This is a genomic window from Actinoallomurus acanthiterrae, from assembly GCF_054775715.1.
The window spans coordinates 1,016,149-1,040,869 of sequence record NZ_BAAHCO010000001.1; the positions used below are offsets into that span (position 1 = coordinate 1,016,149).

Annotated in this window: 27 protein-coding genes and 1 pseudogene; 12 read left to right on the top strand and 16 right to left on the bottom strand. The window is 69.4% G+C overall.

The window, feature by feature from the left end:
- Positions 1-3: 3 nt before the first annotated feature.
- The gene (locus tag ACYVF7_RS04985) at positions 4-921 is read right to left on the bottom strand and encodes a nuclear transport factor 2 family protein (protein WP_460335541.1); all 918 of its coding nucleotides are present in this window, start codon (positions 919-921) and stop codon (positions 4-6) included.
- A gap of 89 nt (positions 922-1,010) precedes the next feature.
- Here ACYVF7_RS04985 and ACYVF7_RS04990 point away from each other — a divergent pair, with 89 nt between their 5' ends.
- Positions 1,011-1,607, top strand: coding sequence for a TetR/AcrR family transcriptional regulator (locus ACYVF7_RS04990; RefSeq protein WP_460335544.1), 597 nt, complete (start codon positions 1,011-1,013; stop codon positions 1,605-1,607).
- Between the two features lie 19 nt (positions 1,608-1,626).
- Here the strand turns inward: ACYVF7_RS04990 and ACYVF7_RS04995 are convergent, their stop codons facing one another.
- The 4 genes from ACYVF7_RS04995 to ACYVF7_RS05010 form a co-directional block, all read right to left on the bottom strand.
- On the bottom strand, positions 1,627-1,851 hold the full coding sequence (locus ACYVF7_RS04995; protein WP_460335547.1) for a hypothetical protein: 225 nt from the start codon (positions 1,849-1,851) through the stop codon (positions 1,627-1,629).
- Between the two features lie 69 nt (positions 1,852-1,920).
- Positions 1,921-3,072 carry a serine hydrolase domain-containing protein gene (locus ACYVF7_RS05000; RefSeq protein ID WP_460335550.1) on the bottom strand — a complete coding sequence of 384 codons (1,152 nt, stop codon included), beginning with the start codon at positions 3,070-3,072 and terminating at the stop codon, positions 1,921-1,923.
- 10 nt (positions 3,073-3,082) lie between these two features.
- On the bottom strand, positions 3,083-4,597 hold the full coding sequence (locus ACYVF7_RS05005; protein WP_460335553.1) for an alpha/beta hydrolase: 1,515 nt from the start codon (positions 4,595-4,597) through the stop codon (positions 3,083-3,085).
- The gene (locus ACYVF7_RS05010; protein ID WP_460335556.1) at positions 4,588-5,130 is read right to left on the bottom strand and encodes a hypothetical protein; all 543 of its coding nucleotides are present in this window, start codon (positions 5,128-5,130) and stop codon (positions 4,588-4,590) included. Before ACYVF7_RS05010 ends, ACYVF7_RS05005 begins: the two co-directional genes overlap by 10 nt.
- On the opposite strand from ACYVF7_RS05010, the gene ACYVF7_RS05015 reads away from it, so the two are divergent.
- Positions 5,111-6,094, top strand: a complete 984-nt coding sequence (locus ACYVF7_RS05015; RefSeq protein ID WP_460335559.1) for a sensor histidine kinase — start codon at positions 5,111-5,113, stop codon at positions 6,092-6,094. The genes ACYVF7_RS05010 and ACYVF7_RS05015 overlap by 20 nt on opposite strands.
- 231 nt (positions 6,095-6,325) lie before the next feature.
- On the opposite strand, the gene ACYVF7_RS05020 is transcribed toward ACYVF7_RS05015, so the two are convergent.
- The gene (locus ACYVF7_RS05020) at positions 6,326-6,973 is read right to left on the bottom strand and encodes a response regulator (protein ID WP_460335562.1); all 648 of its coding nucleotides are present in this window, start codon (positions 6,971-6,973) and stop codon (positions 6,326-6,328) included.
- Between the two features lie 109 nt (positions 6,974-7,082).
- On the opposite strand from ACYVF7_RS05020, the pseudogene ACYVF7_RS05025 reads away from it, so the two are divergent.
- The 4 genes and pseudogenes from ACYVF7_RS05025 to ACYVF7_RS05040 all read left to right on the top strand — a co-directional run bounded on the left by ACYVF7_RS05025 (position 7,083) and on the right by ACYVF7_RS05040 (position 12,640).
- Positions 7,083-9,607 (top strand): annotated as a pseudogene (locus ACYVF7_RS05025) (L-aspartate oxidase).
- On the top strand, positions 9,607-10,398 hold the full coding sequence (locus ACYVF7_RS05030; RefSeq protein WP_460335564.1) for a type III pantothenate kinase: 792 nt from the start codon (positions 9,607-9,609) through the stop codon (positions 10,396-10,398). Before ACYVF7_RS05025 ends, ACYVF7_RS05030 begins: the two are co-directional and overlap by 1 nt.
- 85 nt (positions 10,399-10,483) lie before the next feature.
- The gene (lysX, locus tag ACYVF7_RS05035; protein ID WP_460335567.1) at positions 10,484-11,971 is read left to right on the top strand and encodes a bifunctional lysylphosphatidylglycerol synthetase/lysine--tRNA ligase LysX; all 1,488 of its coding nucleotides are present in this window, start codon (positions 10,484-10,486) and stop codon (positions 11,969-11,971) included.
- Positions 11,972-12,181: 210 nt separating this feature from the next.
- Complete coding sequence (locus tag ACYVF7_RS05040) at positions 12,182-12,640, top strand: DoxX family protein (RefSeq protein ID WP_460335570.1); 459 nt, start codon at positions 12,182-12,184, stop codon at positions 12,638-12,640.
- Positions 12,641-12,659: 19 nt separating this feature from the next.
- On the opposite strand, the gene ACYVF7_RS05045 is transcribed toward ACYVF7_RS05040, so the two are convergent.
- On the bottom strand, positions 12,660-13,229 hold the full coding sequence (locus tag ACYVF7_RS05045; protein WP_460335573.1) for a GNAT family N-acetyltransferase: 570 nt from the start codon (positions 13,227-13,229) through the stop codon (positions 12,660-12,662).
- Positions 13,230-13,237: 8 nt separating this feature from the next.
- Positions 13,238-13,837 (bottom strand): DUF1266 domain-containing protein, encoded by a 600-nt coding sequence (locus ACYVF7_RS05050; RefSeq protein ID WP_460335576.1) that lies wholly within the window; start codon positions 13,835-13,837, stop codon positions 13,238-13,240.
- A gap of 122 nt (positions 13,838-13,959) precedes the next feature.
- Between ACYVF7_RS05050 and ACYVF7_RS05055 the strand changes: the two genes are divergently transcribed.
- On the top strand, positions 13,960-14,661 hold the full coding sequence (locus ACYVF7_RS05055) for a hypothetical protein (protein WP_460335578.1): 702 nt from the start codon (positions 13,960-13,962) through the stop codon (positions 14,659-14,661).
- Between the two features lie 74 nt (positions 14,662-14,735).
- On the opposite strand, the gene ACYVF7_RS05060 is transcribed toward ACYVF7_RS05055, so the two are convergent.
- Genes ACYVF7_RS05060 through ACYVF7_RS05080 form a run of 5 tightly spaced genes read right to left on the bottom strand, consistent with a single transcriptional unit; the run spans position 14,736 to position 16,770 of the window.
- On the bottom strand, positions 14,736-15,581 hold the full coding sequence (locus ACYVF7_RS05060; RefSeq protein ID WP_460335581.1) for a helix-turn-helix domain-containing protein: 846 nt from the start codon (positions 15,579-15,581) through the stop codon (positions 14,736-14,738).
- Positions 15,582-15,638: 57 nt separating this feature from the next.
- Positions 15,639-15,836 carry a DUF397 domain-containing protein gene (locus ACYVF7_RS05065; RefSeq protein ID WP_460335584.1) on the bottom strand — a complete coding sequence of 66 codons (198 nt, stop codon included), beginning with the start codon at positions 15,834-15,836 and terminating at the stop codon, positions 15,639-15,641.
- Positions 15,827-15,919, bottom strand: a complete 93-nt coding sequence (locus tag ACYVF7_RS05070) for a DUF397 domain-containing protein (RefSeq protein WP_460335587.1) — start codon at positions 15,917-15,919, stop codon at positions 15,827-15,829. Before ACYVF7_RS05070 ends, ACYVF7_RS05065 begins: the two co-directional genes overlap by 10 nt.
- A gap of 1 nt (position 15,920) precedes the next feature.
- Complete coding sequence (locus ACYVF7_RS05075) at positions 15,921-16,511, bottom strand: DUF5753 domain-containing protein (protein WP_460335590.1); 591 nt, start codon at positions 16,509-16,511, stop codon at positions 15,921-15,923.
- Positions 16,477-16,770 carry a helix-turn-helix transcriptional regulator gene (locus tag ACYVF7_RS05080; RefSeq protein WP_460335593.1) on the bottom strand — a complete coding sequence of 98 codons (294 nt, stop codon included), beginning with the start codon at positions 16,768-16,770 and terminating at the stop codon, positions 16,477-16,479. The genes ACYVF7_RS05075 and ACYVF7_RS05080 overlap by 35 nt, the downstream gene beginning before the upstream one ends.
- A gap of 69 nt (positions 16,771-16,839) precedes the next feature.
- Between ACYVF7_RS05080 and ACYVF7_RS05085 the strand changes: the two genes are divergently transcribed.
- Entirely contained in the window at positions 16,840-17,046 is a 207-nt protein-coding gene (locus tag ACYVF7_RS05085) for a hypothetical protein (protein WP_460335596.1), read from the top strand.
- A gap of 46 nt (positions 17,047-17,092) precedes the next feature.
- On the opposite strand, the gene ACYVF7_RS05090 is transcribed toward ACYVF7_RS05085, so the two are convergent.
- Entirely contained in the window at positions 17,093-17,563 is a 471-nt protein-coding gene (locus ACYVF7_RS05090) for a GNAT family N-acetyltransferase (protein ID WP_460335599.1), read from the bottom strand.
- An 18-nt stretch (positions 17,564-17,581) separates the two neighbouring features.
- Positions 17,582-19,525: a tetratricopeptide repeat protein gene (locus tag ACYVF7_RS05095; RefSeq protein ID WP_460335603.1), complete on the bottom strand. Its 1,944-nt coding sequence runs from the start codon at positions 19,523-19,525 to the stop codon at positions 17,582-17,584.
- Positions 19,526-19,890: 365 nt separating this feature from the next.
- On the opposite strand from ACYVF7_RS05095, the gene ACYVF7_RS05100 reads away from it, so the two are divergent.
- From ACYVF7_RS05100 to ACYVF7_RS05115, 4 genes are all read left to right on the top strand, one after another.
- Entirely contained in the window at positions 19,891-21,021 is a 1,131-nt protein-coding gene (locus ACYVF7_RS05100) for a tetratricopeptide repeat protein (RefSeq protein ID WP_460335605.1), read from the top strand.
- A gap of 44 nt (positions 21,022-21,065) precedes the next feature.
- Positions 21,066-22,292 carry an MFS transporter gene (locus ACYVF7_RS05105; RefSeq protein WP_460335607.1) on the top strand — a complete coding sequence of 409 codons (1,227 nt, stop codon included), beginning with the start codon at positions 21,066-21,068 and terminating at the stop codon, positions 22,290-22,292.
- Between the two features lie 220 nt (positions 22,293-22,512).
- Positions 22,513-23,433, top strand: coding sequence for a GTPase RsgA (gene rsgA / locus ACYVF7_RS05110; RefSeq protein WP_460335610.1), 921 nt, complete (start codon positions 22,513-22,515; stop codon positions 23,431-23,433).
- A gap of 302 nt (positions 23,434-23,735) precedes the next feature.
- Entirely contained in the window at positions 23,736-24,302 is a 567-nt protein-coding gene (locus ACYVF7_RS05115) for a hypothetical protein (RefSeq protein WP_460335613.1), read from the top strand.
- A gap of 166 nt (positions 24,303-24,468) precedes the next feature.
- Here the strand turns inward: ACYVF7_RS05115 and ACYVF7_RS05120 are convergent, their stop codons facing one another.
- Positions 24,469-24,660, bottom strand: a complete 192-nt coding sequence (locus tag ACYVF7_RS05120; RefSeq protein ID WP_460357792.1) for a DUF5999 family protein — start codon at positions 24,658-24,660, stop codon at positions 24,469-24,471.
- Positions 24,661-24,721: the final 61 nt, after the last annotated feature.

Here is a 24,721-nt window from a genome sequence, read left to right on the forward strand (position 1 = left end):
GCTTCAGTGCCGCACGGGCTCGGCTCCTCGTCCCGGCAGACGCCCGGCGGCGACGGTCGCGGCGAGGACGTCCAGGTAGTCGCGCTGGTGGACGATGCGGCCGTCGCGGACCGTGAGCACGAGGAGGTTCGCGATCGAGCACGGCAGACCGCTCGCCGTCGCCGTGCCGACGATGGCGTGCTCGGCGACGATGACCTCCGGGTCGGTGGTCTCGTGCACGACGACGTCCCGGAATTCCTCGATCCGCACCGCCCGCCCGAAGGTCGCGCGCAGGTGCGCGCGGATCCCCTCCCGGCCGTGCAGAGAGCGCGGGAAGCCGGGCGCGGTGAACGGGAACTCCAGGACCGCGTCGTCCGCGTACAGGTCGGCGTAGTCGTCGGGCGACCCGTCGAGCACCGCCCGCCGTATGCGGTCGTAGACCGCTGCCGGCTCGGACGCCGCTCGCGGTGCGGAGCCGTTCCCGGGGGACGGCGGGACCGGGTCGCCGGCGACGCCGGCGAGGAGGGCGTCCGCCGTGCCGAGGGCCTCGGCGATGGCGAGGACGTTCTGATACTCGCGCCACAGCAGGACGCGGCCGTCGCGGACCCGCAGGACGAGAACGAACGGGGCGGAGGCGGAGCGGCCGGTGGTCGTGACCGTGCCGGCCATCGTGTACTCCACGACGATGACCTCCGGGTCGGTGGTCTCGTGGACGACGACGTCGCGGAACTCCTCGAACCGTACGGGCAGCGCCGCGCGGCTCGCCTCGGTGTGGGCGGCGAACTCCGCGCCGCCGTGGAAGCGCCGGGGCCTGCCCGGGAGCGCACAGGGAAGCTCGATCGTGATGTCGTCCGAGCGGTCGGTCCAGACTCCCCATTCGCCTGCGAGGACTCTGCCCCGGAAGCGTTCGAAGACCTGCAGGGGGCCGGTGGATGTGGGCATGCGAATACCTCCATTCGCTCAACGCCTGTTGAGACTCAACGAGCGTAGAGCGAAATCGGATATCCGGTCAACGCCTGTAGAGTCAGGTCGTGGAAGACGCGAGCCAGCCGATGACGCGGGCCGAGCGGAGGCGGCGCACGGAGGCGCGGATCCTCGCCGCCGCCCGCGAGCGATTCGCCGAGGTCGGCTACGACCGCACGACGATCCGGGCGGTCGCGGCGGCGGCCGGCGTGGACCCCGCCCTGGTGATGCAGTACTTCGGCGACAAGAAGGAGCTGTTCCGCCGGGCCGTCGAGGTGCCACCCGACGAGGAGTTGCCCGGCGACCCCGCGAAGCTCACCGAACTGCTGCTGTCCATCGTCGGCGTGAAGCTGGGCGAGCTGCCGCAGACCTCGTTGCCGCTGCTGCGCTCGACGTTCACCCATCCGGAGGCGACCGAGCGGATGCGGGACGCCATGACCCGGCAGGTCGAGCAGGCGAGCGCAGCAATGCCGGGCGAGGAGGCCGAGCTGCGGGCGGCGTTGATCCTGGCCATCCTGTTCGGCGTGTCCACCGGGCGGAACCTCATCGGGCTCGGCCCGCTCCGCGACGCGTCATCGGAGCAGATCACGCGCCTGCTGCGCCCCTGCTTCGAGGCGCTGACCGGAACGCCCGGCCGCGATCCTCAGGGCCGCTCCGAGGCCTGATCCGCTCGTCCGGCGGCGTTCAGCGGTGGGCGTTGCGCGGGTGGTTCTTCGCAGTGCGCTCGTTGCCGCGCCGGTAGTTGCCGGTCCAGCGCGCCATGACCTCCTGCGGGTCGCCCAGCTCGACCTCGCTCAGGAACGCCGCCGCGCGATCGCCGCGCACGGTCGTCGCCGCGCGTCGTCGGTGCTCGATGAGCACCGAGCCGTCCGCGCGGACCGTGTAGTCGAATCCCTCCGGAGCGGCCATACCCGGCATCGTGGCATCCCAGGCGTTTGCGAACCACCGAATTTCGCGCGGCGGGACGGAGCGCCACCCTCAGGGCCGGTCCGAGTCGTCGCAGAGCGCGTCGTTCACCGCGGCCAGCGCGTGGTCGAACTGCGGGCGCGTGGTCGGTGACCGGTTCAGCATGACGGTGACCTGGCGTCCGTCGCGGGTGGCTCCTTCGCGGGTCTGGAATCCGGGTCCGTCTCCGCCGTGTGCCCAGTAGTCACCGCCGCAGCTCAGCGGTGCGTTGATCAGGCCGAGGCCGTAGCGGGCGCTGGGGAAGAGTTCATCGGCGGGGACCGTCCTGGTCATCTGGATCATCAGGCGAGGCGGGAGCAGGTCGCCGCGGAGCAGCACGGCGAAGAACCGGTTGAGGTCGTCCGCGGTGGAGATCATTTCGCCGCCTGCCCAGACCATGGTCTGGCCGACCTCGGTGGCGTCGACCAGCCGGCCGCTGTCGTCGACCGTGGTGTAGCCCCTCGGATGCGGTCCGCGGATGCCCAGCCTCGTACCGGGGAAGTAGGTATGCCGCAAGCGCAGCGGCCGCAGGACACGGTCGGTGATCTCGGCCGCGTACGGGCGTCCGGTGACCTTCTCGATAAGCAGGCCGGCCACGATGTAGTTCGTGGTGGCGTAGGAGAACGCGGTGCCTGGTTCGGCGACGGGCCGGTGGGCCAGCGCCATCGCGATCAGCTGCCGTGGCGTGAAGCGGTCGAACCGATGGCGGAAGAACTGCCCGGGAGCGAACATCGGCAGATCGTCCGCGTAGTCGGCGAGGCCGCTGGTGTGCTGCAAGAGCTGGCGCACCGTGATCCGGCGGCCGTCGTTACCGTTGCCACGGACCAGGCCGGGAAGGTAGCGCTCGATCGGGGCGTCCAGCGTGACCCGGTGCTCGGCGACCAGCTGCAGCACGACCGTGGCGACGAAGGTCTTAGTGTTGCTGTAGATCCGGAACTCGCTGTCCGGGCGCATCGCGGCGCGGCTCCCCAGATCAGCGACACCGCTGGTCACGGTGGCGCGTCCGGACGCGTCACGGACCTCGGCGAGCGCTCCGGGAACGCCTTCGGCGGTCAGGCGGTTCAGGTCGCGCCGCAAAGCGGAATGGTCGTGTGCCGGCGTGGTGGCCGCGCCTGCCTGCGGCGCGGCGATGATCGCGAGTCCGGCGGAGACGGCGCACACCGCGGTAAGGCGTGAGTGGAACATGACGGCCTCTTCAGGAAGCGGGGGCGACGGGGCAGTAGATGTCGTGTGCGGGGAACCGGCCGTCTTCCAGGTAGGCGGTGCCGGCGTTGTTCGCGCAGGTGTTGGGCTTGAGCAGGTAGGCGCCGTGGCCGCTCTGGTCCACGGTGACCAGCCGGGCGCGTCGGCCGAACGCCGTACGCAGGTCCTTGGCGCCCACGTACGGCGTGGCGGGGTCGCGAACATCGTTGATGATCAAGACGTTCGCCGGGCCGTTCCGGTCGATCTGGACCCGCTCGTCCACGGGGTAAGGCCAGAAGGCACACGGCCAGATGCCGGCGCCTGCGCCGACGGACAGCGGGTACCGGCGTGCGTCGGTTCGCACGTCACGTCGATACGTGTCGACGTCGCGAGGCCAGTTCGCGTCGCCGCACATCACACCGAGCTTCGCCGCGGAGTTGTTGTCCGTCGGGTCCCGCCACCACAGTTGCATCGACTCGCCGGCCTTTCCGGCCGCGAGCGCGTCGCGTCGCTCGGCGGCGCGGCCGAGCGAGGCGAGTTCCGGGAAAGCGGAGTCGTCGTACAACCCGACGAAGGTGGCCATGCGGAACTGGTCGCCGGTCAGCACGCCCTTCGGCGTACGCAGCGGTTCCCGGTCCAGGCGGGCTGCCAACTTCACGTAGCCGTCCCGCACCTGGCGCGGGGTACGGCCGAGCTGGTAGTCGGAGTTGTGCGCGACTGCGAAACGGGCGAAGTCGTCGAACGTGTCGGCCACACCCTGCCCCAGCGAGGCCCGCCATTCACCGCGCCAGGCCAGCGACGGCCCGATCACGCTGTCGACCAGCACGCGGTCGGCGTGCTGCGGAAACATCGACGCGTACGCGGAGCCCAGGTAGCTGCCGTACGAGTAGCCGAGATAGTTGAGCTTCTCCTCGCCGAGCGCCCGCCGGAGCAGGTCGACGTCCCGCGCCACGTACGCGGTGCCCATGTGGGCGATGAGCGCACCGCCGTACCGCCGGCACTGGGCCGCCACCCGCTTGGCCCGCGCCACGGTCGCCGAGACGCCCCCCGTGCCCGGCCAAGGGATCTGGGCGTGTTGCTGTTCCTGGTTCAGGTGGCAGGTCACCGGGGTGCTGCGCCCGAAACCACGCTGGTCGAAGCTGACGACGTCGTAGCGGTCACGCAGGCTCTGCGGGGTGAACCGATCGAAAGTGGAGGCGTCGCTCAGGTGAGCGGCCGGGCCGCCTTCGTTGATCACCAGTACGCCCCGTCGCTTGGCCGGGGCGTTGCTGCGCACCCGCGAGACGGCGATCTCGATCGTGGGGCTGCCTGGGTGGTGGTAGTCCAGCGGCACCCGAAGCGTGCCGCACTCGGCACGGGAGGTGCCGACCGGAAATGGGCACGAGCCCCAGGTGATGTGGGGAGCCGGCGCGGCGGTGGCCGAGAGAGTCGCCGCCGTCACGATTCCGGCCACAGCGGCCATGACGGACAGGGCCGCCAGGGGCCTGCGGAAGATCTCGCGGGCCGGTGAGGATTTGGTCAGATACACGATCTCTCCAGCGAATTCGTCGATACTCGGATCGCGACGTAGGAATGGTCCCGACGCGGCCGGTATCGGCACCATCTGCCGTTCGGCAGATTTCGCGGATCGGTGCACCTGGTACGTTCTGGCGGCGTGATCGATCGGGCCCGTGCGGCGCTGCGGATGATCGTCTGCTCGGGGATCTTGGCCGGTACCGTGACCGGAGCGCTGGCGTCGACGCCGAGGGTGGGCCCGCTCATCACCGGGGCGGCGGTGGTGAGCGTCGCGGTGGCCGTACTGCCGGTCCTGAGGCTCCCCGGCAGGGATCGGGTGACGCCACCGGCGGTGGTCGTCGCCGGCATGGTGTCCCTGACGGTGACCGCGACGTATCGGGGCCTGACGAGCAACGCCGCGGCCGGATGGATCCTGCTGGAGACCCTCGGGCTGCTCGCGGTGCTCGTTCCGGCGATCCGGCGACCACCGGCGCGTACGGCCTGCGCGCTGGCGGCCTTGCTCGTGGCGGCGGTCACCCTGCTGCCGTTGCGGATCGGCCTGCACATCGATCCGCCTGCCGGACCGGGCCAGACGGCGGGGCTGTGCATGTTGTGGGCGCTGATGGCCGCCGCCATCGTCGGGCTCGCCTGCTATCTGCGCTCACTGGACGGCCGGCGTCGGGCCGCGGTCATCGGCGAGCGCCGGACGCAGCGACTGAACCTCGCCAGGGATCTGCACGACTTCGCCGCGCATGACATGACCGGGGTCGTGGTACTGGCTCAGGCGGCGCAGGCGCTGGCCGAAAACGACCCGCGCCGGGCCTGTGAGCTGCTGCCGGAGATCGAGGCCATCGGCCTGCAGGCGCTGGCGGCGATGGACCGGACTGTCCAGATCTTCGGCGATCAGGGCGACGCCACGTCGGCGGAGGACTCACCGATGCCGGGTGGCTCCGGCGACCTGCGTGACCTGCGTGACCTGCCTACGCTATCGGAGCGGTTCGCGCGTACCGGGAAGGCGGCGGTTCGTCTGGACCTCGGCCCGGACGTCTCGGCCGACCTGCCGGCCGAGGTGGGCGCCGTCGGCTACCGAGTGGTCGTCGAGGCGCTCACCAATGTTCGCCGGCATGCCGCCACGGCCACCGAGGTCCACATCTCGGTCACCAGGACGGGCCGGGCCGCGGACGGGGAAATTCGGATCATGGTCACCGACGACGCGCATTCCGCCGAATCCGCTCCCGGACTTGCCGGTCGTGACCGCCGCCACGGTGGCTTCGGGCTGGCCGGTTTGACCGAGCGAGTCGAAGCGCTGGGTGGCGAACTCTCCGCCGGTCCGGGCCACCTGAGGGGATGGTGTGTCACCGCGGTGATTCCGCTGGCGGTTCGCTCGGCTGCCGGCGCCGTGCGGCGCGAATCTGCCGAACGGCAGATACCGGCGAAGACCCGTCGTCACCATGATCGACGCCATGCGGAAAACCATCAGGGGGTACGCGGCGGTGGTGGCGGCGCACGGATCACCGAAGAAGGCCGATGACGTCATGCAGATGCAGATCCTTCAGCTGACGAAGACCCACCGGAACGGCAGGCGCGCCGTGGCGGACTTCACGTTGAACCTGTCGCCCGGTGTGCTCGGGCGTCCGCTGCCGCCTCCTCGCGGACCGGCGGCCCACCGCGGAGGCGGTGCCAACGGCCCCCGAACTCGACGAAGTCCGGCGATCCCGGCGCTGAGCGAACCGGTCCCAAGCTCACTCGAGTCCGGAGGAGGTCATCGAGGCCGTTTCAGTCCCGATTCCCACGCCCACGCCGCGATCCCGACCCGGTTCCGCACGTTGAGCTTGGCCTGGATGTTCGCCAGATGAGTCTTGACCGTCCCCGGCGAGATGAACAACTCGGCGCCGATGCCGGCGTTGGTCATCCCGTCGGCCACCAGCGTGGCGATCTCTTCCTCGCGCGGCGACAGGAGATCCGAAGGCGTACGCCCGGTCCGCCGGGGAACGGCCAGGTGGCGAAGCAACCGCGTCGTGACCTGCGGACTGATCAGCGAGTCACCCGCCACGGCCGCCCGCACCGCTTCCGTGAGGAGCGCCGGGCCGGATCGTTTCAGCAGGAACCCGCACGCGCCGTCCCGCAACGCGGTGTGCACGTACTCATCGAGGTCGAAGGTGGTGACGACGACGATGCGAACCTCCGGCGCCTCGTCGGACAACCGGCGCGTCAGCTCGAGCCCGTCCATCACCGGCATCCGGATGTCCGCCAGAAGGACATCCGGCCGGTGCTCGAGGACCTGCTCGAGCGCGCTGCGCCCGTCCGCCGCCTCCGCGACCACCTCCATGTCCGGCTGCGTCGCCAGAAGGATGCGAAATCCCCTGCGCACGCTTTCCTGATCATCCGCCAGCACGATCCGGATCGTCACGTCCGTGATCATTTCACCCGCCGTGCGGCGGATGGACCCGGCGGAATAGGACATTGGGGGCGAGGGGTTATAGTCAATCTGACGAGAACTCGCCTCCGAAGGAGGGTCCATGATCCCTCGACGCCTCACCGCTCCCGATCCAGGCTGGACCACCGACGCCGACATCGTCGTGATCGGCTCCGGCATCGCCGGACTCGTGACGGCGTTGCGGGCCCGTACGGCAGGACGAGTGCTGCTCGTCACCAAGGCGCTGCTCGACGACGGGTCCACCCGATGGGCGCAGGGAGGCATCGCGGCGGCCATTCACCCGGACGACTCCCCGGAGGAGCACCTCCAGGACACGCTCACCGCCGGGGTCGGCCTGTGCGACCCCGAGGCCGTACGCGTGCTCGTGACCGAGGGCCCGGACGCGGTGCGGCGGCTGATGGAGCTCGGCGCCGAGTTCGACCGGAACGACGACGGGGGCATCGCGCTGGCCCGCGAGGGCGGGCACCTCAAGCGCCGCATCGCCCACGCGGGCGGGGATGCCACCGGCGCGGAGATCAGCCGTGCGCTGCTGGCCGCCGCCAAGGACCAGGGCATCGAGGTGATCGAACACGCCCTCGTGCTCGACCTGCTGATGGAGGGAGGCCGAGCCGCCGGCGTGACGCTGCACGTCATGGGGGAGGGGCGCCGCGACGGCGTTGGAGCGGTCCATGCACGCGCGGTGATCCTCGCGACCGGCGGGCTCGGCCAGGTCTACCAGGCCACCACCAACCCGGAGGTGTCCACCGGCGACGGCGTCGCGCTCGCGCTGCGTGCCGGAGCCGCCGTCGCGGACCTGGAGTTCGTGCAGTTCCATCCCACCCCGCTGTGGCTGGGACCGGGCGCGAAGGGCCGGCAGCCGCTGATCTCCGAGGCCGTCCGGGGCGAGGGCGCGTTCCTCATCGACGAGCGAGGGGACCGGTTCATGGTCGGGCGACATCCCCTGGCGGACCTCGCCCCGCGTGACGTCGTCGCCAAGGGGATCATGACGATGATCAGGGAGACCGGCACCGAGTGCGCGTACCTCGACGGTCGGAACCTCGGTCCCCGCATCTGGGCGACGCGTTTCCCGACGATCCTCGCGGTGTGCGAGGAGCACGGCATCGACCCGGTGACCGAGCCGATCCCGGTCCTCCCCTCCGCCCACTTCTCCAGCGGCGGCGTCCGTACGGATCTGTGGGGCCGCACGTCCGTGCCGGGCCTGTACGCCTGCGGTGAGGCGGCCTGCACCGGCGTGCACGGCGCGAACCGGCTCGCGTCCAACTCCCTCCTCGAGGGTCTCGTCTACGGGCAGCGGATCGCCGAGGCGCTGCCCGGTGACCTCGCCGACGCCGCCGAGACGCCCGCGGCGGCCCCCGGCGACCTCCCGGAGGCGCGGCTGCTCGACCCGAGCGTGCACGCCGAGGTGCAGCGCATCATGACGACGGACGCGGGCGTACTGCGGAACGGTCCAGGGCTGGAGCGGGCCGCCGAACAGCTCGCCGCCCTCGCGGACCGGACGACCGACAAGCCGTGCACCGAGGCGTGGGAGGCGACCAACCTGCACACCGTCGCCTCCCTGATCGTCGCGGCGGCACGGCGCCGGGAGGAGACCCGGGGCAGCCACTGGCGGGAGGACTTCCCCGACGCCGACGAGACCTGGCGGGGCCACCTGGTGTCGACCCTCGCCGACGACGGAACCCTCACCACGAGCTACGACCCCCAGGAGCTCTCATGAACGCCGAACTCGAGACGAAGCTTCGCGCCGCCGGACTGGATCCACAGGCTGTGGACGGCCTCGTCCGTACGGCCCTGGCCGAGGACGGCGGGAAGGACGTCACCAGCGAGCCGATCTTCGGGTACACCGCGACGGGCCGCGCCGACATGGTGGCCCGGCAGCCCGGCGTCGTCGTCGGGCTCCCCGTCGCCGAACTCGTCTTCGCCTCGGTCACCGCGGTCGACTACTTCCTGGAGATCGGCGGCGATCTCAAGGTCATGACTCGCGTCGCAGACGGCTCCCGGGTCGCCCCCGGAGACGTCCTCCTCACCGTCGAGGGCCCGCTCGTGCCGCTGCTGCGCGCCGAGCGCACCGCGCTGAACTTCCTCACCCACCTGTCCGGCGTCGCCACCCTCACCCGGCAGTGGGCGGACGCGATCGCGCACACCGACGCCCGGGTCCGGGACACCCGCAAGACACTGCCGGGGCTGCGGGCGCTGCAGAAGTACGCCGTGCGCTGCGGCGGCGGCGTGAACCACCGCATGTCCCTCGCGGACGCGGCCCTGATCAAGGACAACCACGTGGCGGCCGCCGGGTCGGTGACCGCCGCGTTCACCGCCGTGACCGCTCCGGGCCTGCACGTCCAGGTCGAATGCGACACCCTCGACCAGGTACGCGAGGCGCTGGCCGCCGGGGCGCGAGCCATCCTGCTGGACAACATGAGCGTCGCCGAGATGACCGAGGCCGTACGCCTGACCGCGGGCCGGGCCGAGCTGGAGGCCAGCGGCGGGCTCACTTTGGACGGGGCCCGCGCTGTGGCCGAGACCGGAGTCGACTACCTTGCCGTGGGAGCGCTTACTCACTCGGCGAAGGCGCTCGACATCGGCCTTGACCTCACGACAGCGGGGACCTGATGCTGCTCACGATCGACGTCGGCAACACCCACACGGTGCTGGGCCTCTTCGAAGGGGAGGAGGTCATCGAGCACTGGCGGATCAACACCGATTCGCGGCGCACCGCCGACGAGATCGCCGTGGTCCTGCAGGGCCTCGTCCAGCAGAGTCCGCTGCTGGCCGACACCGACATCAGCGGCATCGCCCTGTGCTCCACGGTCCCCTCCGTCCTGCACGAGATGCGGGAGATGTGCCGCCGCTACTACGGCGACGTCACCGCCGTCATCGTCGAGCCCGGCGTCAAGACCGGCGTACCGATCCGGATGGACAACCCCAAGGAGGTCGGCTCCGACCGGATCATCAACGCGCTGGCCGCGAACCACATGCACGGCGGCCCCGCGATCGTCGTCGACTTCGGCACCGCGACGACGTTCGACGCCGTCTCGGCCAAGGGCGAGTACGTCGGCGGCGCCATCGCCCCCGGCATCGAGATCTCCGTCGACGCGCTGTCCGCCCGCGGCGCCCAGCTGCACAAGGTGGAGCTCGTACGGCCCCGCAGCGTCATCGGCAAGAACACGGTCGAGGCGCTGCAGTCGGGCATCATCTACGGCTTCGCCGGCCAGGTCGACGGCGTGGTGCGCCGCATGGCGGAGGAGCTGGCCGACGACCCGGAGCAGGTGACCGTCGTCGCGACCGGCGGCCTGGCCCCGCTCGTCGTCGACGAGGCCCGCAGCATCGACGTGTACGAGCCGTGGCTCACGCTCATCGGCCTGCGTCTCGTCTACGAGCGCAACATCGGCGTCTCCGCCTGAACGCCGGTCCGGCGGCCGGGTCGGGTGCACGGGAGACCGGTCCGGCGGCCGAGGTGGGTGTCCCGGACCGGTAGCCTTCTTAGCCGTGAGCGAGTCGTACGACGATCTTCCGGAGCAGATGCGGGTCCGCCGCGAGAAGGTGGACCGGTTGCGCGCGAACGGCGTGGACCCCTATCCCCTCGGGTTCCCGCGCACCGCGACCATCGCGGAGGTCCGCGCGAAATACCCCGACCTGGAGCCGGGCGCGTCGACCGGGGAGAAGGTCGGCGTCACCGGCCGCGTCATCCTCGCCCGCAACACCGGCAAGCTCTGCTTCGCCACGATCCGCGACGGCAGCGGCGACATCCAGGTCATGCTCTCCCTCGCCAACGTCGGCGAGGAGGCCCTCGAGTCCTGGAAGCGCGATATCGACCTCGGCGACCACGTCGGCGTCGAGGGCGAGGTCATCACGTCGCGGCGCGGCGAGCTGTCCATCATGGCCGACCGGTTCGCGCTGACGTCCAAGTCCCTGCGCCCGCTCCCGGAGAAGCACGCCGGCCTGACCGACCCGGAGCAGCGCGTACGTCTCCGGTACGTCGACCTGATCGTCAACGACGAGGCGCGGCGGATGGCCCGGCTGCGCAGCGACACCGTCCGGGCGATCCGCGAGTACCTCACCGGCCGCGAGTACCTCGAGGTCGAGACGCCGATGCTGCAGCCGATCCACGGCGGCGCGACGGCACGCCCGTTCGTCACGCACATCAACGCGTACGACATGGACCTCTACCTGCGGATCGCGATCGAGCTGTACCTCAAGCGGCTCGTCGTCGGCGGCATCGAGAAGGTCTTCGAGATCAACCGCAACTTCCGCAACGAGGGCGCGGACTCCACGCACAACCCCGAGTTCACGATGCTCGAGGCGTACGAGGCGTACGGCGACTACGACACGATCGCCACCCTCACCCGCGAGCTGTACCAGGCCGCGGTGGTCGCCGCGCTCGGCACGACCGTCGTCGTCCACAAGGGCGAGGAGATCGACCTCGCCGGCGACGAGTGGCCGCAGGTCACCCTGTACGGCTCGGTGTCCGACGCGGTCGGCGAGGAGATCACCACCGAGACGCCGATCGAGGACGTCCGGAAGATCTGCGAGCAGCGCGGCCTGGAGTTCGACCCCAAGTGGGGGCAGGGCAAGCTCGTCCAGGAGCTGTTCGAGGCGCTGGTCGAGCACACCCTCGTCCAGCCGACCTTCGTCCGCGACTACCCCCTCGAGACCTCGCCGCTCGCCCGCACCCACCGCGACAACCCGCTGCTCACCGAGAAGTGGGACCTGATCGGCTTCGGTACCGAACTGGGCACGGGTTACTCCGAGCTGATCGACCCGGTCGAGCAGCGCCGGCGGCTGACCGAGCAGTCGCTGCTGGCCGCGGGCGGCGACCCGGAGGCCATGCAGCTCGACGAGGACTTCCTGCGGGCCCTGGAGTACGCCATGCCCCCCACGGGCGGCGTCGGCATCGGCATCGACCGCATGATCATGGCCTTCACCGGCAAGAACATCCGCGAAACGATCCTCTTCCCGCTCGTCAAGCCGGAGTGACCACCGCGAGCCCCGGCGGTTCGCTCCGCCGGGGCTCGACCCGTCCGCGAGGCGACACGTTCACCATCCTTTCAGGATGGAGCACCTGACAGTCGAGATAGCCGCTGGTCAGCGCGACCTCGATATTGGCAATCATGATGACTTATTGACAATTTTATTGTCAGAGCACATCCTGACCGCGCGATCGGACGTCAACCGGAGGGTGCTCTCATGAACATAGATCGACTCGGCGGCCCGGTGCTGTCCCTGTTCCGCATCGTGGTCGGCCTGCTGTTCGCCTTCCACGGCATGGCCTCGCTGTTCGGCGTCTTCGGCGGAAGCCACGGGAGCGGCGGTCACTCCATTCCGGTCGGCACCTGGCCCGGCTGGTACGCCGCCCTCATCCAGCTGATTTGCGGCGCCCTCGTCCTCATCGGCCTGCTGACCCGCCCCGCCGCGGTCCTCGCGTCCGGCTCGATGGCGTACGCCTACTTCACCGTCCACGTGGAGAAGGGGATCATCCCGCTGCAGAACGGCGGCGAGCCGGCCGCGATGTTCTGCTGGGCGTTCCTCCTGATCGCCGTCTTCGGCCCCGGCGTCTGGGCCGTCGACTCGCTGGTGAGCCGCTCCCGTGCCGCGGTCACCGCCCGCACCACCGACCCCCGCCCCGAAACGGCCACGACGGCATAGGCGCCGTTCACCTCAGCGATCACCAGACGGCTCCCTCCCGCCAATCGCAGACGAGCTCGCCGGACAGGTCCAGCGGCGCCGCCAGCGTAAGGACGTGGACGGAGCCGTCCTCATCTTCGGTACGTTCGACGCCGGTCGGCGCGAGCACCGAGGTCGGTCCCTGCCACGGCGTCCAGCCGCGCGCCTGGTAGAAGGGCACGGCCTCGTCGGAGGCGCCGAGCGCCCCCAGCTCGTACGCGCCCCGCAGGATCCGTTCGAGCGGATCCATCAGAGCCGCGGCGTATCCCCGGCGACGCCGGTCGGCCCGCACCCCGACGGCTTCCACGTAGCCGGTACGCAGCGCCCGCCCGCCGTGCAGCACCCGCCGCTGGACCAGGGCCGCGTGCCCGACCAACTCGGTGTCCTCCCACGCCAGGACGTGCATCCCGCCCAGAGCGTGATCCCAGTCCTGATCGTCGAAATCACCCTCGAAGACATCGTCGAGGAGGGTTCGCACCGTCTTGAGGGCGGCGGTGTCCAGTTCCCCGGTGTGCGCCGTACGTATCTCGATCACGGCGCCATCCTCGCCATGAACCCCCGACGCCGACAACCGCCACCCTAGGATGTGTGCCGGTCAGGCTCGCCGATCGCCTGCCAGGGCACCGTGTTCCACGGGCTGTCCGGTGCTTCGAGGAGGCTCCGGATGTGCTTGTCCGACACCTCCTGCGGCGCCGGGAAGTCCTCGTCCGGTGTGCCGCGCAGCATGCCCATCCAGACGATCCGGCCGAGAAGGTAGTCGTCCGCGTACTCCTTCCACGACCCGTACGCCGCCGCGGTCGGCCGCACGACGTTCCACAGCAGCCGCCAGGCCTCGCCCTCATCCATGTGGCCGGCGGCGAACGCGTTCCGGACGACGTCCACGTACAGCGCCACATCCCAGGCCAGCGGCGACAGCCCGAACCGCTCCGCGATCTGCGCGCGGTAGCCGCGCTCGGCCAGGCCGTTCAGCGACTCGAGGACGTCGCCCTGCGAGGAGATCTCCCAGTTCTCGGTCAGCCACCGCCGGGCGCGCTTGTCGTCGATCCGCTTGAACGGATACAGCGTCGTCCGCGACGCCTCGGACCCTCTATTGACCGGAGCGCACAGCGACACGATCCACAGCTGGTGCATCGTCAACGGAACCGGATACTTCTCCTCGACCTTCGGCCCTCGCAACATAACCGTGCACCTTACGACAAACGACACGCCGCCCGGGGCCGGCTGCCGCTCCAGACGGTCAGGACCTCGCCGGTCCCCGGCCGAAGCCATCGGGCGTCGCGGAGTGAAGTACAGTCTCCGGAATGCCGGATTATCCAGAAACCGATTCGCGGATTCCATCCGTCGATATTCCCGACATCTTGTATGACACCTTCGACTATCCGGCTCATCGTGTAGTGGGCTCGTCCGCTGAGGCCTTCGACTGGGTCGGTCGCTCGTCGCTGCCGGAGGAGGACAAGGCCGCGCTAGGCGTCTTCGTCGAGAGGTTCCCCGGAGCCGCGTTCTACCGTGACGACGTGGTGCTCCTCGACCACCTGGAGCAGCGCAACGCGGTGAAACTGCCGCCCTGGCTGCGGGAGATCCGGCAGGTGCTGTCCGGACTGGGGCCGGATGTCGACGTCCGTTTTGACGACTTCGATGAACTGGCCAGCCCCCGTGCGGATAATACCGATGACGACGATGGCTTCATCGACTTGTGGTACGGGGATAGATTCCTCGGTTATCTGCAAGGGGAGGACCGAGACCTGTTGATGATCGGGGCCAGGTGCTACCCGATCCTTGGCGCCACGACAGGTGTGAACTACCTGCTCGCTGCCGACCTCAACGATCCCGAGAATCGACACATCGTCGACCTGTGCGATGAAGACGTTATGGACAACCTCTATGACGGCAGACCAGGCACAGGATCGGTCTACCCCGCATTCGAGTCGTACGTGAGCATGCTTTCGCACATCATCGAGTTCCGTACGACGGACGGCACGGTGATCCGCGCTCGGGGCCTTTGACCGTCAGCATGACACTTACCGAGCACGTTCCGGGAGGCGCCGGGCGGCATGTCGGCGCGCGTCAAGGGCGGGCATCAGGCGCGGCCGGGGTTTCCTCGCATGCGATCGAGGACTCGCCGGGCATAGCCGTCGGCGGCCTGGATCTCGGGGAGCGGTACGAGCGGTAGCCGGACCCTCGTCAGCATCGGAACCTTGCGGCGGATGGAGATCGCATGCAGGCAGTTCGTAGGCAGTTCCTCGATCTCGGTCCATAGGGTGGGCTCCAGCTCATCCACCAGCCGCAGCCGGAACTCCCCGTGGGTACATCGGTAGCACATCGGAGTCCTACCGTGCTCGGCGCCGGCACCCGCTCGACCACGGCCGTCGGCCGCCTCTTTCTGTTCTTCCTCGGCCTTCCGAGGATCGAGCGGCACGCGGCCGCCCCACTGGAGCCAATACATATTCCAGCGGGAGGCGCGCATCTCGTCGAGGAGGTCCGTCAGCTGGTCGAGCGTGTCACCGTCACGCGTCACCACCATCTCGAAGGCGGTGACCGGCACCGGGGCCGCCTGGAGCGCCGCCGCCATCAGCCCGTCAGCGATGTACGGGGTCTCGGCGAACCAGGAGACGAATGACGTGAACTCGATCTTCCAGTCGGCGATCCGCTCTTTCAACGGCAGCCGAGCCGCCTCGGCGATGGCGGCATCGATCGCCTCCCACATCGGCTGGGCCTCCAGATGCAGATCCAGCTCCATCGCCGCGAGAATCCGATCGGCGAGAGGAAGGGTCAGCTTCCGGGTGCCGCGTTCGATGGCGCTGATGCTCGACACGCTCACCCCGGACCGCCCGGCGAGCGCCTGCAGCGTGAGTCGTCGAGACACTCGGGCATTCTTGATCAGCGTCCCAAGCCGTTGATTGCTGTCATCGGACATGGGCGCCATCGTGCACCCGGCCTGGCCGCCGCATCCATCCACCGTTCACAGTCTGTGGAAAACCCGTTACGCCACATGCACGTGCAGCGGCCCACGGAGGCAGCCATGTCGTTCCAGGGCTTCTCGTAAGACGCGAAAACTCTCGCCTGAGTAGAACGCACTGGAAGCGATGGTGCCCCCCCGGACGGAGACTTCCACACAGTTCGACTCACCTTGCGTGCTATAGGTGCTCTTGCGCCACCGTCCGATTGTGATCACGGGCATTCGTGTCGATCAGTACAAACTGTCACCTCAACGCACTGTGATTCGCCTTGGGTACTGTAGGTGCTCCGACGCCACTCGGACATGTCATACCTCCTCCAGATACGCTTGGATCATCTCCTTTGATAGGTCCGGGGGCAACGCTAAGGTGGCGATCTGTTCAAAGGCCTGCTGCGCGCGGAAGACTTCGGCAGGAGTGTCGATGATCTGCCCTTCGGGCCAGGCGTCGGCGTAGGCGACGTCCGGTTCGTCAGGTAGCCGCATGATGGTGATCGGACCGACCATCGCGTCGTGGTTCCCCGCGGAAAACGGGAGTACCTGTATGGTCACGTTCGGGCGAGCCTCGCACAGTGAGGCAAGTTGCTCTCGCATGACCCCGTAGTCGCCGATCCGTCGGCATAGGACGGCTTCGTCGATGACGACGTGCAGAGCCGGCGGATTTTCGCGATCAAGGATCCGTTGACGCTCCATGCGCATTCGGACCACGCGGTCTAGCTCCTCCGGCGCGATTGCTCTTCCGGGCACCTGGTTGATGGCACGGGCATACGCGGGTGTCTGGAGGAGGCCGGGGACGACCCGCCCATCGAAGAGTCGGACCGAAAGCGCTCGCTGTTCGAGATCGACGAAGTCGCCGAAGCGACTGCTATCGTCCTGGGCCTTCTTGGCGAGTTCGGTCATGACGCCGGGGAGGTTGAAGAGGGCGTCGGCGTGTTCGCCAAAGCCTGGCCGGGGGTTTGCGGCGGCCCTGCTCGACGGAGGCGACCGTCCACACCGACCATGGGACGCGGTCGGCGAGCTGGTCGCGGTGCCAGCCCAGGCGTTCGCGGTGGCGGCGTAGTTCGGTGCCGAAGTAGGAGACGAAGCCGGAGGAGTTCGCCATTGGTACGGGCTCCTTGTACACGCGGGGGGAGAGCTCAGGGGTACGAGCTGTACTCATTCCGCAGAGTAATCAGCTGGTGACAGCATCGTCAGGCAGATGGACAAGTCCGATCACAGGAGGTCACCCATGCTGATGAAGGTCGAGGGCGTGTACGTGTCCACGTGCGCCCACGTCCCCGAGGACACGCCGCTGCGGGTCGTCCGGCACGCGGACGAGGAAATCGTCTCCGTACGGTTCGGCGAGGACGAACTGCTCGTCGTCGAACTCGACGACGGCATGGTCCCCACGCTCATCGAGGCACTGCAGACCCCGTACGAGCCCAGGAAGTCCTGACCGCGCTCACCGAAAGGGCGGGGCCGCCGCCCCGCCCCCGAGATCATCAGGTGCTCTGCCTGATGTCCGCCTGGAGCAAGCGCGGCGATGACGTGAAGCCGTGGCGGGAGTAGGCCGAGATCGCCTCGTCGCTCGAGTGGACGGTCACGCGTTCGAGTCCGAGGTCGCGTCCGAGTGCCAGGACCGCGTCGATCAACCGGCCTCCCAGGCCTCCGTTGCGCTCCTCGGGCAGCATGTACACGCATTGCACGTCACCCGAGGCCCGCTCGAATGCACGGGGGTGGGGGACGCGCTGCACGATCACCAGCCATGCCATGCCGATGACCACGTCGCCGCGGGCCACGACCAGGCACCGGTGGGATGACCGGTTCTCTTCCGCCCAGGTCACGAAGCGGGGGACGAATTCGTCGAGTGGGGTGCCGGACGCGCCGTAGAGCTCTTCCACCCACCGCCACCGCAGTTCAGCGACAACCTTGAGATCCTCAGGCCGGGCAGCACGAATCGCGATGTCGGTCATCTGATCATTCTGGCGCTTTCAATCAATGGACTCGAGCTCGGTCCGCAGCTGGACGATGTCCGGATCGTCCGGAGCGAGCGTCAGCGCGTGTGCGATGTCGGCGCGCGCTTCGGCGAGTTGTCCGGCGGATCGGTGTGCGACGGCGCGGTTGTACAGCAGTGCCGCGTCTTCGCCGGCGGCCAGGGCCCGCGTCAGGTCCCGTACCGCGGTTGCCGGGTCGCCGTGTGCCTCGGCCAACGCCGCCCGACCGGCGAGTGCCGCGACGAGTTCGGGTTCCGTGGCGAGCGCCGTGTCGAAGTCGCGACGAGCCTGTTCATCGTCGCCGGCGGCGGTCGCCAGCTGACCGCGTACACAGATCAGGTGCGGGTTGCCGTGATCCACGGAGAGGCCGGTCCGGATGTCGTCCGCCGCGCCGTCATCGTCTCCGATCATGGCTCGCAGTCCGGCCCGGTTCACATACGCGTCGACGTATCCGGGGTCGAGGTCGAGAACCCGGCCTAGATCGCGCAATGCTCGACAGGAATCATCGCGTGCCTGATGGAGGACGGCGCGGTTGAAGTGCATCTCGGGGAAGGGTGGGCCGAGCCGGATCGCGGTGTCGTACGCGGCCAGTGCCGCTTCGTCCTGTCCGGCCGCGAGCAGCAGATTGGCGCGGTCGAAGTGGTATTCGGCGTAGTCCGGGTCGACGGCGAGCAGCGCGTCGTACGCGCGCAGGGCCTCCGCGGTGTCGCCGAGCATGGCCAGCAGGCGCGCCCGGTTGGACAGCAGGGTGCACCGGTCGAGCAGATGCCGGTCCGGCGGCAGTTCGCGATCCATTCGCCGGATGCCCTCGTCGACGAGTCGCAGCGCCCCGGCAGGGTTCCCCAGCCGGAGTTCGATCAGGGCTTTTCCGTTCTGATAAAAGATCTCGTAGAACGCTCGGTCCTGCGGGTCGGGGAGCAGTGACGCGATGGCGATCGCGGCGTTGATCGAGGCCATCGCCCGGATGTAGTCGTGCCGTTCCGGGGCGTGGTGGCGGGTGTAGAGCATCGCGATCTCATAGGCGGCGACGCGGTGCACGGCAGGGTCGGCGGAGGCCGCGCATGCCTCGCCGTAGAGCGCCTCGCTCTCATCGCCCTGGCCCAGCAGTGCCAGGGACAGCGCCATCTGCCGGGTGAACCGCCACCAGCTGCCGACCCCGGGCTCGGTTCGTGCCCGCCCGCGCCGGCCGAGGTCGACGCATGCCTCGTGGAAGCCCAGGGCGAAACAGTGATCCTGCGCGGCGGCGAGCGCGGTGACGGCGGCGTCGGGGTCAGTGCCGAGTTCGCGGTGGTACGGGATGGCGCCGAGACGCCAGGACCAGTCTCCGGTGAGGAGTTCGTCCGCGCGAGCGTCGTGCAGCCGCGCTCGCTCGCTCGCCTCGAGTCGTTCGTAGGCCCGGAGCGCCCGCGGGTCGTCGCATGTGCCGTCGGCGGCCACGAAGCGTGCGGCGAGGTCGGCCGAATCGTCGAGCGGGGCGGTGTCGGTGTTCGCCTCGATGGCCTCGGCGTGAGGCCAGCCCTCGATCGACGTCCTGGTGCACAGGACCAGGGACAGGAGCGACGGGTCGAATCGCCGCAGGAGTATCGCGATCAGCTCGTGGTCCGTCGCGTCGGCCCGGTCGACGTTCTTCAGGACCAGCGCGGCGGATTCCGTGTTCAGCCGGCTGAGGTACTCGTGAAGGAAGTCGGTGATTCCGTGGGCGATCCGCGCCGTACGGAGGCGAGAGTGGACGCGGGTGCGTTCCGCGTCCGGGATTTGATGGAACAGGGTCTCCCGCCCGATCGGAACCGTGGCGCGAAGTTCCGGTGCGACGGTGCGGATCTCCAGGTCGTACCGCTCGACCAGGTCCGGTGCGATGGTGAGGGCCGTGGGAATGACCGCCCTGATGATCGCGCCGCCCGCGGTGTAGGGGCCGCGGCGGGCGGCATGCGCGTCGATCACCGGCGTCAGGAGTTCCGGTAGGCCCAAGGAATCGATGAATTTTTCTCGATCCCGACTCGGGGGCGTGATTATGACGCGATGACGAGGCGGCACCTCGAGCTCCATCTACGGTATCGATGTCTGGCGACTGCCGGGCCGGCTCGGCAGTCGCCGATGCTTTTCACGCGATTACGGGCCGCCATGTGCCGAGGCCGCCTTGCTGGCCAATTGCTTTATAGCTGGCTTGTGTACGGCTATTTTCTTCATGTGTAGCGTCCCTCCCTTCGGGTGAAACAATGGATTGGGCTCTGGATCACTCAACACCGCAGGTTGCGGACTGTCAAGTGGTTGACTCGGCCTCGGTGATGCCGGATAGCATGCCGTGCATGCCAGCGGACGATGTGCGTGATCTGCTTGCCCAGGCTGCTTCGCGGCGGCATGCCGGTGACTATGGAGGAGCGGAGAAGATCATCGTCCGCGCGTTAGTCGCCTCCCGTGAATTAGCGCATCAGAGATACGAGGCCGACGCGCTGACCGAGCTCGGCGTCGTGCAGTCGATGACCGGGGCCGTGTCGAAAGCGCTGTTCAACCTGGATCGCGCTCTCGCCATATATCGACGTCTCGAAAGCGATTCCGAAGAAGCCAGAGTCCTTTGCATGATCGGTCAGGCGAAACATCTCGCCGGTGATTATGCGTCCGCATTCCCGTACTTCGCTCAATCTCTCGATGTCTGCCTCGCGAACAACGACCGGTCCGGTGAGGCCACCGCCAGGATCTATCTCGGGATCGCGCACTACCGGACCGGCGAATACGCCGCCGCGTCGGCGAGCCATGAGCGGGCTCTCGACCTGTGCCGTGACCTCGGCAACAGGCTGAGCGAAGCCAACGCACTGCATTTCGACGGGGTCGTCCGGCTCGTGACCGGAGACCTCGCCAAGGCCGAACAGCGGCTCGCGGGCTCCTTGGACATCTATCGCGAGCTGGAGAACGGGCTCGGACAGGCCAACGCTCTGGTGAACCTCGGCGTAGTGCGCTACCTGTCGGATGACCTTCCGGGGGCGACCGCCCACATCCTCGATTCTCTTCGGCGGTCGCGGGCCATTCCATACCCGGTCGGTGAGGCCGACTGCCTTCGTGAGCTGGGCGTCGTCCAGCACCTGTCGGGGGACGACCCGGCCGCGACGGAGAGCCTTGCGCAGGCGGTCGACATCTTCCAGGCCGTCGGTGACCGGGTCGGGCATGCCGAGGCACTCAACCGCCTCGGGACCGTACTGTGCTCCGCGGGCCGCCCCGGCGACGCCCGCGGCCGATTCTCCGCCGCACTCGAGCTGAGCCGCGCGACGGGTTGCCGATTGGAAGAAGGACGCGCCACCGAGGGAATCGGCCACTGCCTGGCCCAGGCCGGAGACACGGAAGCGGCCCTCGATCATCTGAACCGGGCGCTCGCCATCTTCGTCCGTATCGGGGTTCCCGACGTCCGCCGCGTCCTGGCGGACCTCCCGCGGCTCGCTCGGTGATCCGTGCGGCCAGGACACGGAAGGTCGAAGCCGGGCGAGCGGGAGTGACGCGAGCCGACTCCTTGTGGCGTCACCGGGACTTCATGCTGCTGTGGGGCGGCCAGACGATAAACATGACGGGCACGCAGGTCAGCCAGCTGGCGGTCCCGTTGGTCGCGCTGTCCGTGCTGGACGCGTCGGCGTTCGAGGTGAGCCTGCTGTCGGCCATGGGGTTCCTGCCGTACGTGCTGGCCGGGCTGCCCGCGGGCGCGCTGGTCGACCGGTTCCGGCGCCGGCCGTTGATGGTGTGGTGCAGCCTGTTCCAAGGGCTGGTCCTCGGTTCCGTCCCGGTCGCGATCGTGTTCGGCGCCCTCACGCTGTGGCAGTTGAGCGTGGTCGCGTTCGTCGTCGCCGCGCTCGCCGCCCTCTTCGATCCCGCGTACCAGAGTTATCTGCCGTCGCTGTTGCCCGCGCGGCAACTCGTCGACGGCAACGGGAAGCTGGGCGCCTCCTACGCGTTCGCGACGGTGGTCGGGCAGAGTACGGCCGGCTGGCTCGTCGCGGCGCTGGGAGCCGCCGGGACGATCGGGGTCGACGCGGTCTCCTCACTGATGAGCGCGGTGTCCCTGAAACTGATCGCCGCCCGGGAGCCGTCTCCGGAACGGCGTGGCACCCGGATGCGGGCGGAGATCGGCGAAGGTCTCCGCTACGTGTTCCGCGACCGGCTGATGCGACCCGTCGTCCTGGCGAACACGATGGTCTCGGCGGGGATCGGCGCCTCGTGGTCCCTGTGGGTGCTGTACGTCGTCCGCGACCTGCACTGGCCGATGGTCGTCGCCGGCCTGTGCCAGGGGGTCGCCGCCGTCGGCGGCGTGCTCGGCGGGCTGTGCACCGAACCGCTCGCCAGACGGCTCGGCCTGCCGCTGCTGATGCTGGTCACCACGCCGATGTACGTGCTGGACCTGGTGCCGACCGTGCTCGTCGGGCCGGGTCTGACCGGTCAGATCGTGGTCACCGTCGGATACTTCGTGGCCCTGGCCGGCGAATTCGCCTACGTCAACGCCAACCTCAGCTACCGCCAGCTCATCTGCCCGCCGGACCTGCTCGGCCGGATGAACGCCACGACACGATGGCTGTCATGGGGCATCCGGCCGCTGTTCACGCTGATCTTCGGCCTGATCGCCACCTGGATCGGGGTACGGGCCGCGCTCGGCATCGCGGCCGGCCTCTTCGCGCTCCCGTTCGCCGTCCTCATCGCCTCACCGCTGCGCGGGCGCGGTGCGCGACCGTAATTCGGATGCTCGGGAGACGCGGTGGGTGTTACGTTCGGCGCGACAGCGTAGGCGAGCGAGAGACCACAGGGGAGTGGGGTTCATGACGGTCGCGGTGCGAGCCGCCGTGTGCGGCATTCGGTCCGTCTTCACCGTCGGGGTCCTCGGCTGACCTTCTCTCCACGGCGACCCGCTGTCCCGCGGGCGCATGCCAGGACCCCGCTTCACCAAGGGGTTCTCGTTGTCTTCCCATTCTTCTGAGTTCTTTCCTGACCTGTCCGCGTACGGCTGGGACGAGGAGCGCGAGCGGTCGTTCGCCTCGTACCGGGCCAAAGGACTCGTGCCCGCGCGGATCGTCGGCGTCGACCGGGGACGGTGCGACGTCGTCACCGAGAACGGCCCGCTCCAGGCCGGCACGTCGCTGGTGCGGTCGCCCGACCCGGTCGCGCTGCCGTGCACCGGCGACTGGGCGGCCGTACGGCCGGGCCGCGACCCGCAGATCACGGATCTGCTGCCGCGACGCGGGGTCATCGTCCGCGCCGCGGTGTCGCGGTCCTCGCACGGTCAGGCCCTGGCCGCGAACGTCGACGTCGCCGCGGTGGTGGTCTCCGCCGCCGCGGAGATCAAGCCCGGCCGCGTGGAGCGGCTGCTCACCCTGGCCTGGGAGAGCGGCGCGACGCCGGTGATCGTGCTGACGAAGGTCGACGAGTCGCCCGATCTTCCATCGCTCGTGGCCGAGACGCGGCAGGCGGCACCCGGCGTGGAGGTCGTCGCGACCAGCGCCGTCACCGGCGAGGGCATCGAGGCGCTCCAGGCCGTGCTCACCGGCACCGTGGTGCTGCTCGGCCCGTCCGGGGCCGGCAAGTCCACGCTGGGCAACGCGCTGCTCGGGACGGCGATCCTGGAGACCGGCGCCGTACGCGCGCAGGACGGCAAGGGCCGGACACGACGGTGCGCCGCCAGTTGGTCCCGCTGCCGAACGGCGCCGTGCTCATCGACACTCCGGGCTTGCGCGGCGTCGGCGTGTACGACGCGGAGGAGGGGCTGCGGCGGACGTTCGCCGACGTCGAGGAGTTCGCTCAGGAGTGCCGCTTCGCCGACTGCGGCCATGAGTCCGAGCCCGGTTGTGCGGTCCTGGCCGCGGTCGCCGACGGCGCGCTGAGCCGGCGGCGGCTGGACAGCTACCGCAAGCTGGAGCGGGAGAACGCCTGGGCGGCCTCCCGTACGGACGCGCGACTGCGCAAGGAGCGCGTGGACCGCCAGAAGGCCATCACCCGGTCCCTGCGCGAGACCTACGCCGCCCGCGACCGGCGACGCTGAGCGGTCCATCGGCTCGGCCGGGCTCCCGTGTGGTCATCTCCCCCGCGAGGGGGAGGGGCCTCACCGTCGCGAGGGGTCCGGCCGGGCGCGCCGCGCGTGATCGTTGAGAGGTCAGCGCAGCCCGGATATGGAGGTCCGATCGCCGTGGTCGCCCCGCCCGTCTCGATCACCACCGTCGACATCGTACGTCCCGAACCCGCTCCGGCTCGGCGAAGGGCCGAGGTGCCCCGCTGGGCGGTCATCGCAGCGTGGGCGACGGTGCTGTGCACGGTCCCGTCGTCGATCTGGCGGCTCGCGCTCGGCGCCGGCGTCGACGTCGGCTTCACCGGCCGGCTCGGGCACATGTACACGGGGACCGCGATCCTGGCGTACGTGCTGTTCCTGTCGGTGACCTCGCAGGCCGCGGCGTTCCTCACCCTCGGGTTGGTACGGCCGTGGGGTGAGGTCGTGCCGGGATGGGTGCCGTGGCTGGGCGGGCGTCGCATCCCGCCCCTCGTGGCGATCGTGCCGGCGTCGGTCGGCGCCATCGCGGTGACGGGGCTCTGCGCGGCGGTCACCTTCACGTCGCACGGTCCGCTGGACAATCCCGACTTCCCGCAGGGTACGGCCGGTGTGATCATGGACGTCTGCTACGCGCCGCTGCTGGCGTGGGGGCCGCTCGTGGCGGTATTGACGATCGCGTACGCCCGTCGCCGCGCGCGGAAGGGCTGAGACGTGAACGCCGGGGTCGACACGGTGGGCATGTCGACCCCGGCGTCCAACCGGGGGACCGGGGGTCTTTGGGGGTCCCGGGGGGGTGGGGCGGCCCGGCTAGGGCCTCGTACGGCCGACTCCGGCCGGTTTTCCTCTGATCCGCAGGCGAGGAAGGTCGTTGGCTTCAGGCGGCGTGAGCGAGCTCCCGGTGAACGGGGACGCTACGACCGTCGGGGAGCAGCTCGCCGGTGTCGTCGAAGACGATGACGCCGTTGCAGAGCAGTCCCCACCCCTGCTCGGGGTGGTAAGAGACGAGGCGGGCCGCGTCGTGATCGGGAGCGTCCGCCGTCGGGCACTTCGGCTGGTGCTGGCACATCGCGGATCCTCCCCTTTCTTCGCTGGGCATGTAGTCGTTCTCATCCATCAGCATGCCGTGC

Coding starts and splice junctions, on each gene's coding strand:
- ACYVF7_RS04985 (WP_460335541.1), bottom strand. CDS start 921: ATGCCCACATCCACCGGCCCCCTGCAGGTCTTCGAACGCTTCCGGGGC.
- ACYVF7_RS04995 (WP_460335547.1), bottom strand. CDS start 1,851: ATGGCCGCTCCGGAGGGATTCGACTACACGGTCCGCGCGGACGGCTCG.
- ACYVF7_RS05000 (WP_460335550.1), bottom strand. CDS start 3,072: ATGTTCCACTCACGCCTTACCGCGGTGTGCGCCGTCTCCGCCGGACTC.
- ACYVF7_RS05010 (WP_460335556.1), bottom strand. CDS start 5,130: ATGTGCAGGCCGATCCGCAACGGCAGCAGGGTGACCGCCGCCACGAGC.
- ACYVF7_RS05030 (WP_460335564.1), top strand. CDS start 9,607: ATGCTGCTCACGATCGACGTCGGCAACACCCACACGGTGCTGGGCCTC.
- ACYVF7_RS05040 (WP_460335570.1), top strand. CDS start 12,182: ATGAACATAGATCGACTCGGCGGCCCGGTGCTGTCCCTGTTCCGCATC.
- ACYVF7_RS05050 (WP_460335576.1), bottom strand. CDS start 13,837: ATGTTGCGAGGGCCGAAGGTCGAGGAGAAGTATCCGGTTCCGTTGACG.
- ACYVF7_RS05055 (WP_460335578.1), top strand. CDS start 13,960: ATGCCGGATTATCCAGAAACCGATTCGCGGATTCCATCCGTCGATATT.
- ACYVF7_RS05060 (WP_460335581.1), bottom strand. CDS start 15,581: ATGGCGCCCATGTCCGATGACAGCAATCAACGGCTTGGGACGCTGATC.
- ACYVF7_RS05065 (WP_460335584.1), bottom strand. CDS start 15,836: ATGCCCGTGATCACAATCGGACGGTGGCGCAAGAGCACCTATAGCACG.
- ACYVF7_RS05070 (WP_460335587.1), bottom strand. CDS start 15,919: ATGTCCGAGTGGCGTCGGAGCACCTACAGTACCCAAGGCGAATCACAG.
- ACYVF7_RS05075 (WP_460335590.1), bottom strand. CDS start 16,511: ATGACCGAACTCGCCAAGAAGGCCCAGGACGATAGCAGTCGCTTCGGC.
- ACYVF7_RS05080 (WP_460335593.1), bottom strand. CDS start 16,770: ATGAGTACAGCTCGTACCCCTGAGCTCTCCCCCCGCGTGTACAAGGAG.
- ACYVF7_RS05085 (WP_460335596.1), top strand. CDS start 16,840: ATGCTGATGAAGGTCGAGGGCGTGTACGTGTCCACGTGCGCCCACGTC.
- ACYVF7_RS05090 (WP_460335599.1), bottom strand. CDS start 17,563: ATGACCGACATCGCGATTCGTGCTGCCCGGCCTGAGGATCTCAAGGTT.
- ACYVF7_RS05100 (WP_460335605.1), top strand. CDS start 19,891: ATGCCAGCGGACGATGTGCGTGATCTGCTTGCCCAGGCTGCTTCGCGG.
- ACYVF7_RS05120 (WP_460357792.1), bottom strand. CDS start 24,660: ATGTGCCAGCACCAGCCGAAGTGCCCGACGGCGGACGCTCCCGATCAC.